The sequence below is a fragment of the Burkholderia sp. AU27893 genome (assembly GCF_002223205.1).
Lineage (GTDB): Bacteria > Pseudomonadota > Gammaproteobacteria > Burkholderiales > Burkholderiaceae > Burkholderia.
This window is the reverse complement of sequence record NZ_NKFD01000002.1, coordinates 881694-899154: the sequence shown is the minus strand read 5'-3', so window position 1 is coordinate 899154 and position 17461 is coordinate 881694. Positions and strand designations below refer to the sequence as shown.

The window sequence follows — 17461 nt, the reverse complement described above, 5'->3', positions numbered from 1 at the left end:
ACGCCTGGTTGGGCATGCGATTCGATAAGGAAAACCCTCGAATCGTCAGAAAATAGCGTTTCAAACGATTGACATCCCGATCTGCCAATATCTATTCTTCGATCCACAAGTTGAAAAAATGAAAAGAATAGAAAAAGTTCTACGGGGTAGCAGAAAATAAAGCGCGGGGTTAGCGCGTTGCCGGCACGTGGTGCACGTGCCGGCCGCGGAAGTGTCTGCATGTACGGCGGGGCCAATCATCGTCGGACAACAACAAGGCATGCAGGCCGACTTGCGGGATAAGCAACGTTCCGTCGTCCCACCGGGGAAAGGCAGTGATCGGGCGGCGGCGGACGTTTTTTAATCCGGAATAGTTTTCCGGTCACCGTCGCAAGACGGTTTCGGGGGGCGAATCGACAGACGGCGAAGCCGCAGCGATTGCGCCAACGGAAAAGCGCCACGAGGGCGCTTTTTTCTTTGGTGCGACGGATCGTGTGTGCGCCGGCGCGATCGGCCGGATCAGGCGCGTTCGTCGGCCTGCAGCATGCCGGGCGCGACCACGTCGACACCCACCGCCTCGAGCGCGGCGCGAATCCGTTTCGCGAAGACCAGCGCGTGCGGCCCGTCGCCGTGCAGGCAGACGGTCTGCGCATTGAGCATCACCCATTCGCCGCCGATCGCCCGCACCTGCCGGCTGCGCACCATGTCCAGCGTGCGCGCGATCATCGTGTCCTCGTCGTCGATCAGCGCGCCGGGCTGGTTGCGCGGCACGAGCGAGCCATCGGCGCGGTAGCCGCGATCGGCGAACACTTCCTCCACCGCGGCGAGCCCCGCGTGCCGCGCGGCCGCGACGAACACGCTGTTCGCGAGCCCGAACACCGCGAGCGACGGATCGAAATCGCGGATCGCGGACACCACCGCATCGGCGATCATCGGGTCGCGCGCGGCCTGGTTGTACAGCGCACCGTGCGGTTTCACGTGCGCGATGCGGCCGCCCTCGGCCTGCGCGATCGCCGACAGCGCGCCGAGCTGGTACAGCACGCCCGCGTAGATGTCGCTGGCCGGCAGCTGCATTTCCTTGCGGCCGAAATTCTCCGGATCGTGAAAGCTCGGATGCGCGCCGATCGCCACGCCTTTCTGCACGGCCCAGCGTACGCAGTCGCGCATCGCGTTCGCGCCGCCCGCATGCCACCCGCATGCGATGTTCGCGGACGTCACGAGGTCGAGCAGCGCCTCGTCCGAACCGCATCCTTCGCCGAGATCGGCATTCAGATCGATTTGCATGATGTTCCTCGTCCACTGGTTGCGTGGCCCGTTTTCTCTACGACGACTGCCTTCGGTACCGCTACCGCCATTGTCACGCCGCACGCGACTCGGCGCGGCGGCGCGCTTCCTCGCGCAGGTCGATCGCCACGTCGATCTGCCGCAGATACGCACGTTCCGCGGCCAGCGCGGCGCGCGCGGCGTCGGGTGTCGTGCGCACGAAGCGGATCGGCAGGTTGAGCCGCGCCTGCGCGAGTTTCCACAAGTCCGCACGGATCACCGTGCCGATCTTCGGGTAGCCGCCGGTGGTCTGCGCGTCGTGCATCAGCACGATCGGCTGGCCGTTCGGCGGCACCTGGATCGTGCCGGGCAGCACCGCGTGCGACAGCAGCTCGGCCGGCCGCTCGCGCACGAGTTCGGCACCGGCCAGCCGGTAGCCCATGCGGTTGCTGTTCGCCGTGACCAGCCATTCCTCATCCCAGAACGCCTGCTGCGAATCGGCGGCGAACGACGCGTAGTCGGGGCCCGGCAGCACGCGCACCGGCATCGCCCACGGCGCATGCGCGGGGCGGTGTCGGCGCGGCGGCTCGTCGACGCGCACGAACGCGCACCACGCCGGCGCCTTGACGCCGAATTCGGGCGCGTCGGCCGCGAGGCAACCCATCCCGGCCGGAAGCACGCCGACCGGAAGCCGATCGCCGTCGCGCAGCGCGCGGCCGCCGAGGCCGCCGAAGCGCGACGCGAGATCGGTGCTGCGCGAGCCGAGCATCGGCAGCACGTCGATGCCGCCGGCGATGCACAGGTAGCCGCGCATCCCGCGTTTCGCGGCGGGCAGCACGAGCGTCTGCCCGGCCTCGACCGGCAGGCTCCACCATGAATATACGCGCTGGCCGTCGAGCGTCGCACCGAACTCGGTGCCGGTGATCGCGATGCGGGTCGCGCGCGTGAAGCGGAAAGCGGCCGGGCCGATCGTGATCTCGACGGCCGCCGCATCGGGGCGGTTGCCGACCAGCCGGTTGCCGACTTCGAGCGCGAGGCCGTCGAGCGCGCCGCCCTGCGCGACGCCGAGATGGCGCGCGCCGCGGCGCCCGAGATCCTGCACGGTGGACAGCGGGCCGGCCCGCACCACTTCGATGGTGCCCGGTACGGTGCTCTGGGTCATCGTGCGTCGACTCCGGCAATGGTGAAGCGTACGCGGTCGCCGGGCAGCAGCAGCGTCGGTTGCGGCCGCGCAGGATCGAACAGCACGTGCGACGTACGGCCGATCAGTTGCCAGCCGCCGGGCGACGTGGCCGGGTAGATGCCCGTCTGCGCGCCGCCGATGCCGACCGAGCCGGCCGGCACCTCGAGGCGCGGTGCCGCGCGGCGCGGCGTGTGCAGTGCCGTGTCGAGCCCGCCGAGATACGCGAAGCCCGGCTGGAAGCCGACGAAGAACACGACGTAGGCGCCGGCCGCGTGGCGGGCGACGACCTCGTCGACCGGCAGGCCGGTATGCGCGGCGACAGCGGGGAGATCGGGGCCGGCGGCGCCGCCGTATTCGACCGGGATCTCGACCTCGCGGCCGTCCGCGTGCTCGACGTCGGCCGTCTCCCACGCGTCGCGCAGCGCGGGCGTGAGCGACTCGGCCGTCGTGGCGAGCGCGTCGAACACGATCGTCAGGTTGTTCATGCCGGGCACGACGTCGATCACGTCGGGCCACGCGCGCGCGGCCTCGGCAACGGCCCAGACGCGGCGCTGGCAATCGAGCGTGGCGGGCGGCGGCACCTCGCAGACGAGGGCGGCATCGCCGAGCGGATAAAAGCGGGGTTGCGTCATCGGACTGGCACGGTTCGGACGGCAATGTTAGCGCACATTGTCAATAAAATATCGACAACTTCCCAATAAGCGTTTTCGCCTAGCCCGTATGTCGGGGCTTCTGGCGTACACTCGGCACACCCTGTCATCCGGCTTGCTCCGCCTTTCCATGAAGCGTCCTGCGACCAAGATCGTGTCATCCGAACACCTCGTTTCCGATTCGAGCGCGGAGCTGTCGGAGCTCGAATACGGCCTCATCATGGCAGGCAATGCTTTCAATCGGTGGATGGTGCGCTGCATGTCGGCGGCCGGCGCGAAGGACATGACGGCGGTCGAGGTGTCGCTGCTGCATCACGTCAGCCATCGCGAACGCAAGAAGAAGCTCGCCGACATCTGCTTCGTGCTCAATATCGAGGATACGCACGTCGCGACCTATGCGCTGAAAAAACTGATCGCCCGCGGCTATGTGAAGAGCGAGAAGAACGGCAAGGAAGTGTTCTTCTTCGCGACCGACGCGGGCCGCGACCTGTGCCTGAAGTACCGCGAGGTGCGCGAGCACTGCCTGATCGAGACGCTGAAGGACAGCGGGCTCACCAACGAGCAGATCGGCGACGCGGCGCAGTTGCTGCGCAACGCATCGGGCCTGTACGACACGGCCGCGCGCGCGGCGGCGTCGCTGTAAACGGTTGCGCCGCGGGTGGTGCGAGGCGGAGTGCTGACGGGCGTGCGACGATGGGTGCGGCGCCGCCCGCCGCGTCATCCGGCGGCCGGGTATAGTGCGCCGTCGGTCACGATCCAGTGCAGCGCGAGATCGTGCGCTTCGGCCGGCAGCGCATCGACGCGGCACGCTTCGTACGCAATGCCGACGGTTACGGGCAGCGCGCTGCCCGGCCACGCGGCGAGCGTGCGGTCGTAGTAGCCGCCGCCGTAGCCCAGCCGGTAGCGCTGCAGATCGAATCCCACACAGGGAATCAGCAACAGGTCGGGCACGACGACGATTCCCGACGCCGGTTCCGGAATCCGGTGATGCCCTTCGCGCATCGGCGTGTGCGCGTCCCACGCATGGAACTCGAGCGGCGTGTGCCGTTCGTCGATCACGGGCAGCGCAGCCTGCCTGCCGGCGCCGGCCGCGCACCACGCGAGCACGGCCTCGCGCGCATCGAATTCACCCGGCAGCGGCCAGTAGAACCCGACCGTGCGCGGCGCGAGCCGGTCGAGCAGCGTGCGCAGCCGCGCGTCGAGCGCGGCGTTCGCGGCGGGTTGCGACGCGGCGTCGCGACGCGCGCCGGACAGCGTTTTGCGTAGCGCAACCTTCGGGTTCGGCACAGGGTTGCGTGCTATGCTTTCGCTCACTTCGTGCTCCATTCAAAACGATGTCGAACAGCCTTTTCCGAGTATATCGCGCGGTGGCGCTCACACTTTCGGCCGCCGCGCTCGTCGCGGGTACGGCTGCGTGCGCCGCACCGAACGACGATACGGTCGCCGGGGACGACCAGACCTTCGTGCAGCTTCGTGAAGCCGCGCGTCGCAACGACGCCGCGAAAGCCGCGCAGCTCGCGTCGATGATCCCGAACTATCCGGTACCGTCCTACGTCGAGTATTTCCAGATCAAGCCGCAGCTGTTCGATTCGACGGGCCGCGCGCGCGTGGACGCGCCGGACGCGCCCGTGCAGTCGTTCCTGCAGCGCTACGACGGCCAGGCGATCGCCGACCGCCTGCGCAACGACTACCTGCTCGTGCTCGGCGCGCGCCACGACTGGCGCAACTTCGACGAGCAATACAAGCGCTTCGTGCTCGACGACGACACGCAGGTCAAGTGCTATGCGCTCGAATCGCGCGCGGCGCGCGGCGAGAACGTCGCCGAAGCGGCGCGTGCGCTGCTCGTCGAGCCGAAGAACTACGGCGACGCGTGCGTCGACCTGATCACCGCGCTCACGGTCAACCAGCAGTTCACGAGCGACGACGTGTGGCAGCAGGCGCGCCTCGCGTACGAGCAGAACTACACGACGCTCGGCGGCAAGATCGTCGATGCGCTCGGCCCGCGCCCGGTCGGCTTCGACCAGGCGACGAGCGCGCCGCCGCTGTACCTCGCGCGCGGCGTCGGCTCCGACGCAACCTCGCACCAGCTCGCACTGATCGCGCTCAGCCGCATGGCGCGCAACGATCCGGACGCCGCCGCCGGGATGCTGACCACGGTCGCGCCGTCGCTGACCAAGCAGGAGCAGGCGATCGCGTGGGGCGCGATCGGCTACCAGGGCGCGATCAAGCGCTCGCCGCTCGCGTCGGTCTGGTACGCGAAGTCGACGAATGCGCCGCTGTCGAACCCGGGCTACGAATGGCGCACGCGCGCCGCGCTGCTCGCCGGCAACTGGCCGATGGTGCGCTGGTCGATCGAGCAGATGCCGCCGTCGCTGCGCAACGATCCGGCGTGGATCTACTGGCATGCGCGCGCGCTCAAGCAGAGCGGCGACACGCTGCAGGCGAACCAGGAATTCGAGCAGGTCGCGGGCCAGTTCAACTTCTACGGGCAGCTCGCCGGCGAAGAGCTCGGCCAGCGCACGACGATCCCGCCGCGCACGAAGGTGAGCGACGCCGAGATCGACGCGATGAGCAAGATTCCGGGCTTCGCGCTCGCGCAGCGTTTCTACGCGCTGAACCTGCGCCTCGAAGGCAACCGCGAATGGAACTGGCCGCTGCGCGGGATGACCGATCGCCAGCTGCTGGCCGCGGCCGAATACGGCAAGCGCGTCGAGCTGCTCGACCGTACGGTCAACACGGCCGACCGCACGAAGGCCGAGCACGACTTCACGCTGCGCTACCCGTCGCCGTACCGCAACATCGTCGAGCGCTATGCGCAATCGACGGGCCTCGACATCGAATGGGCGTACGGGCTGATCCGCCAGGAATCGCGCTTCATCATCAGCGCGCGTTCGTCGGTGGGCGCGGGCGGCCTGATGCAGCTGATGCCGGCCACCGCGCAGATGGTCGCGAGGAAGCTCGGCATGGGCACGATCTCGCGCGCGCAGATGCACGACATCGATACCAACATCCAGCTCGGCACCTGGTATCTGGCGGACATCTACAACAACTTCGACAGCTCGCCGGTGCTCGCCACGGCCGGCTACAACGCGGGCCCGGGGCGGCCGCGCCAGTGGCGCCAGGTGTTGACGCAGCCGGTCGAAGGCGCGATCTTCGCAGAAACGATTCCGTTCAACGAGACGCGCGACTACGTGAAGAACGTGCTGTCGAACACCGTCTATTACGCGGCGCTCTTCGAGGGCAAGCCGCAGTCGTTGAAGAAACGTCTAGGCATGATCTCGCCCTGATACGCAATCTTCACACTGCCGCGCGAGACGCGGCAGTGTTCTTTTGAGGCTCACGACATGGATCGCCAGACCGTTGCTCTGCTGGGCGGCACCGGCTTCATCGGCAGCCGGCTCGTCAATGCACTGATCGAATCCGGCAAGCAGGTACGGATCGGCACGCGCCGGCGCGACCACGCGCGCCACCTGCAGATGCTGCCGGTCGAAATCGTCGAGCTCGACGCGCTCGACACGCGCACGCTTGCGCGCTTCGTCGCCGGTGCGCACGCGGCGATCAACCTGGTCGGCGTGCTGCACGGCGGCCGCGGCACGCCGTACGGGCCCGGCTTCGAGCGCGCGCACGTCACGCTGCCGGCCGCGCTCGCGACCGCCTGCACCGAGGTGGGCGTGCAGCGCGTGCTGCACATGAGCGCGCTCGGCGCCGATTCGCACGGCCCGAGCATGTACCAGCGCTCGAAGGGCGACGGCGAGGCCGCGCTGCATGCGATCGCGGCGACCGATTCGCTCGCGCTGACGATCTTCCGCCCGTCGGTCGTGTTCGGCCCCGGCGATGCGTTCCTCAACACGTTCGCGAACCTGCAGCGCTCGGTGCCCGTGCTGCCGCTCGCGATGCCCGACGCACGCTTCCAGCCGGTGTTCGTCGGCGATGTCGTGCGCGCGTTCGTCAACACGCTCGATCTCGTGGCCGCACACGGCAAGACCTACGAACTCGGCGGCCCGACCGTCTACACGCTCGAGCAGCTGGTGCGCTATTGCGGCACGCTGGTCGGCCGCCAGGCACGCATTGTGCGGCTGCCCGACGCGCTCGCGCGGCTGCAAGCAAGCGTGTTCGAATGCCTGCCCGGCGAGCCCGTGCTCACGCGCGACAATCTCGCGACGATGTCGGTGCCGAACGTGCTCGCGGGGCCGCTCGCCCCGGAACTCGGGATCTCGCCCGCGAGTCTCGAAAGCATCGCGCCCGCGTATCTCGGCCAGGCCGCGCAGCGCTCCCGGTTCGACTGGTTCCGCTCCCGCCGCTAGGCCGGCAGCGTCTTCCTTTTCACCTTCGCGTTTTCCGGATCACCGTCATGAAACTCGTCATTGGAGACAAGAACTACTCGTCATGGTCGATGCGCCCGTGGCTGCTGCTCGCGCATTTCGGCATCCCGTTCGACGAGATCGCGATCGAGCTGCGCCACGATGACACGGCCGCGCGCATCCGCGAGTATTCGCCGTCCGGCAAGGTGCCGTGCCTGATCGACGACCACGGCGTCGCGATCTGGGATTCGCTGGCGATCGCCGAGACGCTCGCCGAACGCTATCCGCAGTTTCCGATGTGGCCGGCCGATCCGCTCGAGCGCGCGCATGCGCGCTGCGTCGCGGCCGAGATGCATTCGGGCTTCGCGGCGCTGCGCACGCAGATGGGCATGAACGTGCGCGCGTCGATGCCGGGGCGCGGCGCCACACCCGACGCGCTCGCCGATGTCGCGCGCATCGATGCGCTGTGGAGCGCGTGTCTCGAGGCGTCGGGCGGCCCGTTCCTGTTCGGCGAATTCGGCATCGCCGATGCGATGTACGCGCCCGTCGTGATGCGCTTCAACACGTACGCGCCGGGCCTGTCGCCGGAAGCGGCCGGCTATGCGGCGCGCGTGACGGCGCTGCCGGCCGTGCAGCGCTGGATCGACGCCGCGCGCCGCGAAACGAACGTGATCGCCGAATACGAGCCGCAGCCATGAACATCTACGCAGTAGGCGGCGCCATCCGCGACGAACTGCTCGGCGTGCCCGTGCAGGACCGCGACTACGTGGTGGTGGGCGCGACCCCCGAGCAGATGGCCGCGCAGGGGTTCCGGCCGGTCGGCAAGGATTTCCCGGTATTCCTGCATCCGCGCACGCAGGAGGAGTACGCGCTCGCGCGCACCGAGCGCAAGACGGCGGCCGGCTATCACGGCTTCCAGTTCCACTACGCGCCGGACGTGACGCTCGACGAGGATCTCGCGCGGCGCGACCTGACGATCAACGCGATGGCGCGCGAGGTGAGCCCCGAGGGCGACCTGGTCGGGCCCGTGATCGATCCGTTCGACGGGCAGGCCGACCTGCGCGCGCGCGTGTTCCGGCACGTGAGCGACGCGTTCGTCGAGGATCCGGTGCGGATCCTGCGCATCGCGCGCTTCGCCGCGCGGTTCGCGGATTTCACGGTCGCGGACGAAACGCTCGCGCTGATGCGGCGGATGGTCGACGCGGGCGAGGTCGACGCGCTCGTGCCCGAGCGCGTGTGGCAGGAAATCGCGCGCGGGCTGATGGAAGCGAAGCCGTCGCGGATGTTCGCGGTGCTGCGCGAGTGCGGCGCGCTCGCGCGCATCCTGCCGGAAGTCGATGCGTTGTGGGGCGTGCCGCAGCGCGCCGACTACCACCCGGAGGTCGACACGGGCGTGCACGTGATGATGGTCGTCGACTATGCGGCGAAGCAGGGGTATTCGCTGCCGGTGCGCTTCGCGGCGCTCACGCACGATCTCGGCAAGGCGACGACGCCGGCCGACGTGCTGCCGCGCCACGTTGGCCACGAGGGCCGCAGCGTCGACCTGCTCAAGCCGTTGTGCGAGCGGTTGCGCGTGCCGAACGAATGCCGCGATCTCGCGCTGGTCGTCGCGCGCGAGCACGGCAACCTGCATCGCGTGATGGAGATGGGCGCGGCCGCGCTGGTGCGGCTGTTCGAGCGCAGCGACGCGCTGCGCAAGCCGGCGCGTTTCGCCGAGATGCTGCAGGCGTGCGAATCGGATGCGCGCGGGCGGCTCGGGCTCGACACCCAGCCGTATCCGCAGGCCGAGCGGCTGCGCGTCGCGCTCGCGGCCGCGCGCAGCGTCGATGCCGGCGCAATCGCGCGCGGCATCGGCAACGATACGGAGAAGATCAAGGACGCCGTGCATCGCGCACGGATCGCGGCCGTCGCGCAGGCGCTCGAGATCGGCGAATAGGGCCGGCGAATAGGGCGGCGGGATGGGCGCACGCCTTGCGTCCGCCGCCCGGCAACCGTTACGACTTCTTCTTGCGCGCCGGCTTCGCGGCCGCCGGGCGTTTGCCGGCGGATGCGCGCGGCTCGGCCGCGGCCTTCTTGTCCTTTCCCGCCGCGCCGGCGTCGCGATCGCGCTTCGCCCGCCCGGGCGCCGGCCCGCGGCGGCTCACGCGCGGCTCGCCCGGCGTCGCACGCGCGGCGGGTGCCGGTTTCCCGACGTCCATCGTCGCCGACACGAACCCCGTGCCACGGTCGTCGAACAGCGGCAGCGTGCCGACCGTGATCACCTCGGCCGGCCCGTCGCCCACGTTGGCGACCCGATGCCGCTTGCGCGCGTCGAAGTGCAGCGAGTCGCCGGGCGACAGCGGGTAATCCTTCTTGCCGACCGTGTAGCAGATCCGGCCGGCCAGCACGTACACGAATTCGTCGCCGCCGTGCGCGACCCATTCCGAGCGGTAGCCTTCCATCATCTGCACCTTGACCGCATTGATCTGGCTGCCGTCGAACGTGGTGGAAAGGCGTTCGTACCACTGCGACCTGGCGTCGAGTGCGTACGGCTTGCGGCGGCCCTCGTACGAATCGGGCTGGGCCTGGCGCGGCTGGTCGATCAGCGCGCCGAGCGGCACGCCGAGTGCCTTCGCGACGTTGACGAGCGACGACAGCGAGATGCCCGTGAGGTGGCGCTCGACCTGGGACAGGAACCCGACCGACAGCTTCGCCTCGGTCGCGACTTCCAGCAGCGTCTTCTTCGCTTCCCGGCGCAGGCGGCGAATGCGCTGGCCGATACGCATGATGTCTGAATCCATGAATCTCTTTCGTGACAACGAGTCGGGAGGCGAGCGGACGGGCGGTGCAGTCGCCGGACGGTGATTTCCGCGCCTCGCACGAAGCACGGCCGTCGGGACGGCGATGCCGGCGCATTGTACCGCGCCGTGTCGCCGGGCGAATTCATGCGGCGTTGTGCCGGGATACGCAGGTGCCGCGCCGATTTTAGCCCTACGAAAATTTTAGCTTGACCTCAATTTCGGCGTGCTCTAGATTCTGTCGCGCGTATCAAAAAAAGTTAAGTGGGACGAAAATTTTTTCAAGGACTGCTGCCGGAACGGCACGGCGGTCCGGCGCCGTGCCGCGCCGGGCCGAACGTCCACCTGCAGCGGCGCCGTGCCGCATCAGGCCTGCCCCGGGCCTGCACTCCGCTGCGTCACCGCCGGCCGCCGACAACAATGCATAACGGGCTTCCGATGATCGATCGACTGAAATACAGCTTCTCCGACCTTCCCCCGTACGACGCATCCGTCGTCGACACGCAGGCGGGCCTGTCGCGCCTGCTCGACGCGGCGCGGCTCGACGCGGTGCTGGTCACGTCGCAGGACGAATACGTGACCGAGTACCTGCCGCTCGCCAACAATCCGCGCTATGCGGTGTCGGGTTTCAACGGCTCGGCCGGCTGCGGGATCTTCCTGAGCGCGGCGACCGCGCAGGCGCTCGATCTGCCCCCGTTCGTGCTGTTCGTCGATGGCCGCTATCACCTGCAGGCCGAGCAGCAGTGCGATCCGGCGCGCGTGCGCATCGAGAAGCTCGGGATGAACGTGACGATCTGGCAGGCGATGGCCGACTGGCTGGTCGCGCACGGCAGCCGGCTCGCACGGGTCGGCTACGACGCGCGGCGGATCAGCGTCGCGCAGCGCGATCGGCTGTTCGAACGGACGCAGGCCGCGTCGCTCGACTGGACGAGCCTCGTCGACCGCGAGATCGATCGCGCGATCGCGCTGCCTGGCTGGGTCGTCGAGCGGCCGATCTTCGAAGTGCCGGAATCGGCGACCGGCCTGAGCGTCGCGCAGAACCTCGACACGCTGAACCGCCAGCTCGCCGCGCATACCGGCGCGCCGGACGGCAAAACCGCGTTCTTCACCTGCGCATCGGACGATCTCGCGTATCTGCTGAACAGCCGCGGCTATCACATTCCGAATGCGTCGTCGCACCTCGGCTTCCTGTTCGTGGTCGGCGGCGAGGTGGCGTTGTTCCTGCCGGAAGGCTGCGACCGCTGCGAGGTCACGCTCGCGTCGTATCCGGCGCTGCACGTGATCCGGCGCGATGTCGCGGCGCTCGAACGCTTTCTCGCGCAGTTCGACGTCGAGCACGTGTGCTACGGCTTCGAATCGGTGAACTGCGCGCTCGTCGACGCGGTGAAGCGGGTGTGGCCGCACGCGCGGCAGGCCGACTTCAACCCGGTCGAGGCGATGCGGGCCAGCAAGACGCCGGCGGTGCTCGACCAGTTCCGCGACGCGTTCGCGCGCAGCTCCGCGGCGATCGCCGAGACGATGCGCTGGGCGAAGGCCGGCGAGCCGGGCGCGCGCCACACCGAATACGATCTGGCGCGCAGGATCAACGACGCGTACGGCGCACGCTCGGCGGTGGCGCTGACGTTTCCGTCGATCGCGGCGAACGGCGCGAACAGCGCGTTCGCGCATTACACGGCGGCGAGCGCCGACGTCGCGCTGACGGAGGGCGAACTCGTGCTGCTCGACAGCGGCGCGTACTACGAAGCCGGCTTCGCGACGGACTGCACCCGTGTGGTGCTGCGCCGGACCCGGCCGGAAACGGTCGCGCAGCCGTGGCAGCGCGAGATCTACACGGTCGCGCTGAAGGCCTGCATCAAGGGGCTCGTCACGCGCTTCCCGAGCACCGCGAAGGGCGGCGACGTCGATGCGCTCGTGCGGCAGGTGTGCCGCGACCACGGCCACGATTTCGGCCACGGCACCGGGCACGGCGTCGGGATTCACGTGCACGAGGGCGGCGTGCGGTTCGCGCCGGGCGCGCAGTACGGGCTCGTGCCGAATGCGGTGATTTCGGTCGAGCCGGGCATCTACGTGCCGGGCAAGGGCGGCGTGCGGATCGAGAACATCGTGATCATCCACCGGGACGACGCGCAGCCGGACACCGTCACGTTCGAGAACATCGTGACGGTCGGCTACGACTGGGACCTGATCGATCTCGACCTGCTGGACGACGACGAGCGCGCGTACCTGCGCGACTACGAGCGGCTGTGCGTGGAGCGCGGCACGCAGGTCACCGCGTGTCCGCTGCTGTAGGCACGGCCGGGCGCGCCGCTCAGTTCAGCAGGCGTGCGCGCACGAACGGCGCGATCCGCTCGGCGAGCCACGCGTGCGTGCGCGTGGTCGGGTGCAGCGTGTCCCAGAACACGAAGCGCGCCGGATCGCGGCAGTCCGCACGCGGCGTCTGCGCGCTCAGGTAGGTGAGCGACGTCGGCTTCGGGATGTCGAGGCATGAACGCTTCGCGTCGTCGAAGCCGTACTGGGCCGGGTGGCTCAGCAGGTCGTCGAACAGCGCATACGCGTCGAATACCTCGAGCCGCAGCGTCGCGCCGTAGCGGGCGCGCAGTGCGGCGGCCGCGTCCGCGAGGCGCTGGTTGTAGTCCTTCACCTGCGCGGCGACGCTCGCGGTGTCGGTGCGGGTCGCGAACACCGGCGCGCGCGACACGTCCGGCAGCGTGACGAGCATGATCCGCGTCGCGCCGGCCGCGGCGAGCCGCTCGAGGCTGTCGCGCACCGCATTCGCCGCCTGCTCGGGCGAGCGCCCGTAGTTCACCAGGTCATTGCCGCCCGCGAACACCGCGAACAGCGTGTTGGCGGGCCGGTAGTCCGGCGCGCGATCCATGTATTCGCGCCACGAGTCGATCTGCTGCACGAGGCCCGGCACGACGAGGTACTGGTCGGTCGCCGCGCCGCCGATCGCCCAGTTGTAGAACGGCAGCCGCAGCGTGTTGGCGAGATATTCGGCCCACACCGGGCCGTTGCTGAAGCGCCCCGCATTCCAGCTCGTGCCGTTCGGCAGCTTCCACTGGCTCGCGTTGAACATGTTCTGCGTGTCGGACAGGCTGTCGCCGAACACGATCAGCTTGTTGACGCGCGCGTCCTGCTGCGCGGCGTCGATGGTCCATACCGTGTAGTTGAACGACAGCGCGTTGTTCGCCGCGACCGCCTGCACGAGCTCGGTCCTGATGCCTTTCGCGGCCAGCGTCTGGCGGCACACGTCGGCGAGCGTGTCCTGCGGCGTCGTGCTGTAGAACATGTTCTTCCACTGCGTGATGCCGTCCGCCCACCAGTAGCCGGACACGCGATACCAGTCGCCGCCGGCCGGGTTGCGCGCCCATTCGTAGGTCGCGGCCGGCTTCAGCGGGTCCGCGTCGAGCCGGTACCAGCAGCGCAGGTACGTGTAGGTGTCCGATCCGCGGCGGGACGCGCGCGGCGTGGCGCCTCGCGGGCTCGAGGCGGCCGGCGGCACGACGTCAGGGCCGGCCGGCGACAGCGACATGTCGCCCGTCGGAGTGGGCAGCGGCGCGGGGCTGGCGGCGTGGGCGGCGGGGAGCGTCAACGCGGCGCCCAGCGTGGCGACAGCGCAAACGGCAGCGACGCGGGATGAAAACGGAATGCGGACAGTTGGCATGCGGCCCTCTTCTGATTGTTGTGACGGGACGGCGCGCGGCTGCGCGACCGTGTATCGGAAGGGACCGTGGGTGCCGGGCTCGGGCCCGGTCTGTCGAAACGTGACGTGCCGCGAACGGCGGGGGAAGGTACGGTGGCGGCGCGGCCGCCGATCAGTCAGTCAGGCAGTCAGTGCTTCAGCGCGTGAGGGCCGACACGCGGCCGTCGGCGCCGTAGATGCCGGCCGGCGCGGGCGCCGAGCGCAGTACCGCGAGCGCGCGCTCGTTGTAGTCCATGCGGATCCGGATCAGCATCCCGTTGTTCGCGTTGGCCTGGCGCGCGCGTTCGGCGGACTGCTGCAGCAACTGCCAGCGGCCGGCGAGGCGGGCATCGCGCTCGGCGGCCTGGTCCATCCCCTTCTTGCCGGCCGGAAAGCCGAGTGCGGAAAGCTGGGTGTCGCGCGTGCGTTCGAGCTGCGCGAGCCGGTCGATCAGCTCGCTTTTCTTCTCGACGATCCCGGGCAGCATCTCGAGCGGCTGCGCCATCGTCAGCGCCTTTTCCTCGTACGCGAGCAGGGACGCGAACGCCTCGACCGTCGCGTGTTCGTCATTGACCGTGGCCAGCAGCTCTTCTCTCATCGCGTCATGCTCGTCGCGCCGGCGCGGGTCGCGCCGGCAAACCGGGGGGGCGGGCCTCGCGAGGCCCGCTTCAGTTGCCCGGGCGCTGCTGCTGCAGCAGCTCTCGGGCGGTATTCAATACGCCGTCGGCGATCTTGTTCGCGTCGATCGTCAGCGTGCCATTGTTCAGCGCGTCCTTGATCGACTGGACCAGGCCCGTGTCGATATCGCCGTTGCCGGACGCGGTTACCGAGCGCAACCGCCCGGACAGCCCCGACAGGTTCACGCTCGGGTCGCCGCCGGTCGACCCCGCATCGGCCGCCTGCGCGGACGAGGACGAGGCCGCGCCGGATTGCGCACGGGTCGCGCCGTTGCCGGTCGGCGCCAGGGGGCTCGGGTTCGGAGTGGAATCGATCTTCACGATGGGTTTCCTGTTCGGTTTGACCCAGATAACGGCCGGGTCGGCCCGAACTTTAGCATCGCGAGCCCGAAATGCCCCGAATAAACAATTCTTTACATTCTTGCTGGCAGATCCGTCCCTATAGCGGAATTTCCACGGTCCCGGCGTCCTTGACGATCGCCGTGACGATCTGGCCCGCCGCCATCCGCACCCGTACCGACTGGCCGGGCGCGGCATTCGCCAGCGCGCTGCCCTCGGCCGAAATCGTGAAACCGGGCCCGGCCGCGACCACCCGCACCGTCTGGCCGGCCGACACCGACGCCGCGCTCTTCAGCAGGTCCTGCCGCAGCGGCAGCCCGGCCGAGATGCGCGCGAGCGCGGTCGCGCCGATCGCCTGCGCCGGATCGGTGATCACCGCGAGCGGCAGCACCGTCAGGTCGCCGTCGCGGGCGACCAGGTCGGCTGCGGAAAGCGGCTCGCCGGGCGCGATCTGGCGCGCGGCGACGTAGTAGGTGGCCTGCACGGTGACTTTCGCCTGCAGGTAGACGGTCCACGGCCGCTCGCCCGCGCAGCGCACGCCGACCGTCGTGCGGCCCCACAGGCGCGCGCCGGTCGGCATGAACGGCTCGAGCGTCGTGCACGCGGCGAGCCCGCGCGGAAACGCGGTCGTGACCGTCGTGGTGGTCTTGCCGGGCAGGCCGGCGACCTGCTGCTGCAGGAACGCGAGGGCCGTGCGGCGGATCGACTCGGGATCCTGCTGGCCGGGCGGCGTCGCGGGCTGGGCCGCGGTGGCGGCATTGGCGGAATTGGCGGCATTGGCCGCCGGGGCCGGGTTCGCGGAAACCGGGATGGCGCGCGGCGCCGCTGCGGCTGACGCGGCGCGGGCCGCCGCCAGGCGCGCGGCCATGGCTGGCTGTGCGGTCGATCGTGCGGGAATCGACGCGGGTTCGGCCGTGCCGGCGACGACGGTCGCGATCGCGTTCGGATCGGCGGCGCGCGGCGCACCATATCCGGTTCCGGCGGTCGTGCGGGCGGCCGCGTAGACAGGGCGCGGCGCTGGGGCTGGCGCAGGAGCCTGCGGCGGGACGGTCGTCACGACCATCGTGCCGGCCGGTTGCGCTGCGTAGCCGGTGCCGGACGCGCCGGCGGCGACTTCCGCGCTCCCACCCGCGCTGCTCGCCGCACGACCCGTGTCCGGCGCCAGGCCCGAACCCGGCGCCGTCGCCGCATTCCCGCCGAACTGCCCGCCGCTTGCCGCATTGGCATGCGCGAGCGCGGTTTCGGCCGTCTCGCCGCGCCCCGGAATCACGATCATCGCGTCGTCCGCGTGCGCGGCCGGGGCGGCGATCCACAGCGCCGCGATGAGCGCGAACGGCGCAAACGCACGCCGGACGTGCGTGAGCCGCCCGTTCCTTCCGCGAAGTGCGCTGCCAGTCATCGCCGTATCCCCGATCCGTTGCTCCGCTTCGCATTCTAGGGAGCGGGGCGGTCGCGCAAACGATGAATAGAGGGGGCCTTTGCCGCGTTATTCGCCCGATTGCCGGTTGCGTCGGACGCCTACCATCGCTGTCATGGAAAAAAGCCTCTCGCGTCGCCATCCGGCATGAGGGGCGTGCAGCGCTTCATACGGAGAGACGCACACATGCTGGACAAACTCGATGCGGAATTCGCGTTCGGCCGACAGGCGCTGGACGTGCGCGCCTACCGGCAGGAACTGCTGTCGTCGAACATCGCGAACTCCGACACGCCCGGCTACCAGGCCCGCGACGTCGATTTCGCGTCGACGCTCGCGCGCTCGCTGAAGCAGGCGGGCGGCGGCCTCGCGCCGAGCAACGCGGCGCAACTGCCGATGGCCCAGCCGGCCGGCGTGACGAACGGGATGTCGATGGTGTCGACGGCGGCGGGCCACATGGCCGGCACCGCGAAGCTGATCCCGACGGGCGGCCCGTCGGACGACTACGGCCGTGCGCAGTACCGGATGCCGCTGCAGCCGTCGCTCGACGGCAACACGGTCGATCTCGACGTCGAGCGCGTGCAGTTCGCGAACAACGCGCTGCACTACCAGACCGGGATGACCGTGATGACCCAGCAGATCAAGGCGATGATCGCCGCGATCACGTCGAACCAGTGACGGCGCGCACCGCCGCCGAATCCGAGCAAAAGGAGCTTCCATGCCTTCGTTGATGAACATCTTCGGCGTCGCCGGCTCGGCGCTGTCCGCGCAGTCGCAGCGCCTGAACGTCACCGCGTCGAACCTCGCGAACGCCGACAGCGCGACCGGCCCCGACGGCAAGCCGTACAAGGCCAAGCAGGTCGTGTTCGCGACCGACCCGATCGGCGGCGCGCGCACCGCGTCCGGCCAGGGCGTGGGCGGCGTGCGCGTGACGAAGGTGATGGACGACCCGTCGCCGATGAAGTCGACCTACGACCCGTCGAACCCGGCCGCCGATTCGAACGGCTACGTGCAGATGCCGAACGTCGACCCGGTGCAGGAGATGGTGAACATGATCTCGGCATCGCGCTCGTACCAGGCCAACGTCGAGACGCTGAACACCGCGAAGACGCTGATGCTCAAGACGCTGACGATCGGCTCGTAAGCCGCGCGTCGCCCGATCTTACCGACCCGACAGTTCCGACAGAAGGCCACCC

General features: G+C 69.4%; 17 protein-coding genes. 8 read left to right on the top strand and 9 right to left on the bottom strand.

All coding sequences use genetic code 11. The features are described from left to right. Window positions 1–498 precede the first annotated feature (498 nt). The 3 genes from pxpA to pxpB form a co-directional block, all read right to left on the bottom strand. Window positions 499–1263: a 5-oxoprolinase subunit PxpA gene (pxpA, locus tag CFB47_RS17340; protein ID WP_011353486.1), complete on the bottom strand. Its 765-nt coding sequence runs from the start codon at window positions 1261–1263 to the stop codon at window positions 499–501. Between the two features lie 73 nt (window positions 1264–1336). Continuing rightward, window positions 1337–2404: a biotin-dependent carboxyltransferase family protein gene (locus CFB47_RS17335; protein WP_089441222.1), complete on the bottom strand. Its 1068-nt coding sequence runs from the start codon at window positions 2402–2404 to the stop codon at window positions 1337–1339. Continuing rightward, complete coding sequence (gene pxpB / locus CFB47_RS17330; RefSeq protein ID WP_089461758.1) at window positions 2401–3057, bottom strand: 5-oxoprolinase subunit PxpB; 657 nt, start codon at window positions 3055–3057, stop codon at window positions 2401–2403. The genes CFB47_RS17335 and pxpB overlap by 4 nt, the downstream gene beginning before the upstream one ends. 148 nt (window positions 3058–3205) lie before the next feature. On the opposite strand from pxpB, the gene CFB47_RS17325 reads away from it, so the two are divergent. After that, window positions 3206–3718 carry a winged helix DNA-binding protein gene (locus CFB47_RS17325; RefSeq protein WP_027788908.1) on the top strand — a complete coding sequence of 171 codons (513 nt, stop codon included), beginning with the start codon at window positions 3206–3208 and terminating at the stop codon, window positions 3716–3718. Between the two features lie 74 nt (window positions 3719–3792). On the opposite strand, the gene CFB47_RS17320 is transcribed toward CFB47_RS17325, so the two are convergent. Then, a complete protein-coding gene (locus CFB47_RS17320; RefSeq protein ID WP_089461757.1) occupies window positions 3793–4401 on the bottom strand; it encodes a 5-formyltetrahydrofolate cyclo-ligase in 609 nt (202 codons plus the stop codon). Between the two features lie 8 nt (window positions 4402–4409). Between CFB47_RS17320 and CFB47_RS17315 the strand changes: the two genes are divergently transcribed. Genes CFB47_RS17315 through CFB47_RS17300 form a run of 4 tightly spaced genes read left to right on the top strand, consistent with a single transcriptional unit; the run spans window position 4410 to window position 9312 of the window. After that, window positions 4410–6362 carry a lytic transglycosylase domain-containing protein gene (locus tag CFB47_RS17315; RefSeq protein WP_089457078.1) on the top strand — a complete coding sequence of 651 codons (1953 nt, stop codon included), beginning with the start codon at window positions 4410–4412 and terminating at the stop codon, window positions 6360–6362. A 57-nt stretch (window positions 6363–6419) separates the two neighbouring features. Next, a complete protein-coding gene (locus tag CFB47_RS17310) occupies window positions 6420–7379 on the top strand; it encodes a complex I NDUFA9 subunit family protein (protein ID WP_089461756.1) in 960 nt (319 codons plus the stop codon). A 47-nt stretch (window positions 7380–7426) separates the two neighbouring features. Then, window positions 7427–8074, top strand: a complete 648-nt coding sequence (locus tag CFB47_RS17305) for a glutathione S-transferase family protein (RefSeq protein WP_089441217.1) — start codon at window positions 7427–7429, stop codon at window positions 8072–8074. Continuing rightward, entirely contained in the window at window positions 8071–9312 is a 1242-nt protein-coding gene (locus tag CFB47_RS17300; RefSeq protein ID WP_089441216.1) for a multifunctional CCA addition/repair protein, read from the top strand. The genes CFB47_RS17305 and CFB47_RS17300 overlap by 4 nt, the downstream gene beginning before the upstream one ends. A 58-nt stretch (window positions 9313–9370) precedes the next feature. On the opposite strand, the gene CFB47_RS17295 is transcribed toward CFB47_RS17300, so the two are convergent. Continuing rightward, window positions 9371–10156: a helix-turn-helix domain-containing protein gene (locus tag CFB47_RS17295; protein WP_089461755.1), complete on the bottom strand. Its 786-nt coding sequence runs from the start codon at window positions 10154–10156 to the stop codon at window positions 9371–9373. A gap of 435 nt (window positions 10157–10591) precedes the next feature. On the opposite strand from CFB47_RS17295, the gene CFB47_RS17290 reads away from it, so the two are divergent. Continuing rightward, window positions 10592–12442: a M24 family metallopeptidase gene (locus CFB47_RS17290; protein WP_089461841.1), complete on the top strand. Its 1851-nt coding sequence runs from the start codon at window positions 10592–10594 to the stop codon at window positions 12440–12442. Between the two features lie 19 nt (window positions 12443–12461). Here CFB47_RS17290 and CFB47_RS17285 read toward each other — a convergent pair whose 3' ends face one another. The 4 genes from CFB47_RS17285 to flgA form a co-directional block, all read right to left on the bottom strand. Next, window positions 12462–13817 (bottom strand): SGNH/GDSL hydrolase family protein, encoded by a 1356-nt coding sequence (locus CFB47_RS17285; protein ID WP_089461754.1) that lies wholly within the window; start codon window positions 13815–13817, stop codon window positions 12462–12464. A gap of 175 nt (window positions 13818–13992) precedes the next feature. Continuing rightward, window positions 13993–14433, bottom strand: coding sequence for a flagella synthesis protein FlgN (locus CFB47_RS17280; RefSeq protein ID WP_089431819.1), 441 nt, complete (start codon window positions 14431–14433; stop codon window positions 13993–13995). A gap of 70 nt (window positions 14434–14503) precedes the next feature. Further along, window positions 14504–14833: a flagellar biosynthesis anti-sigma factor FlgM gene (gene flgM, locus CFB47_RS17275; protein ID WP_089441212.1), complete on the bottom strand. Its 330-nt coding sequence runs from the start codon at window positions 14831–14833 to the stop codon at window positions 14504–14506. A 118-nt stretch (window positions 14834–14951) separates the two neighbouring features. After that, complete coding sequence (gene flgA / locus CFB47_RS17270; protein ID WP_089461753.1) at window positions 14952–16250, bottom strand: flagellar basal body P-ring formation chaperone FlgA; 1299 nt, start codon at window positions 16248–16250, stop codon at window positions 14952–14954. A 204-nt stretch (window positions 16251–16454) separates the two neighbouring features. Here flgA and flgB point away from each other — a divergent pair, with 204 nt between their 5' ends. Together flgB and flgC are read left to right on the top strand one after the other, a co-directional pair. After that, on the top strand, window positions 16455–16943 hold the full coding sequence (gene flgB, locus CFB47_RS17265; RefSeq protein WP_069249073.1) for a flagellar basal body rod protein FlgB: 489 nt from the start codon (window positions 16455–16457) through the stop codon (window positions 16941–16943). A gap of 40 nt (window positions 16944–16983) precedes the next feature. Further along, entirely contained in the window at window positions 16984–17409 is a 426-nt protein-coding gene (gene flgC / locus CFB47_RS17260) for a flagellar basal body rod protein FlgC (RefSeq protein ID WP_011353470.1), read from the top strand. Window positions 17410–17461: the final 52 nt, after the last annotated feature.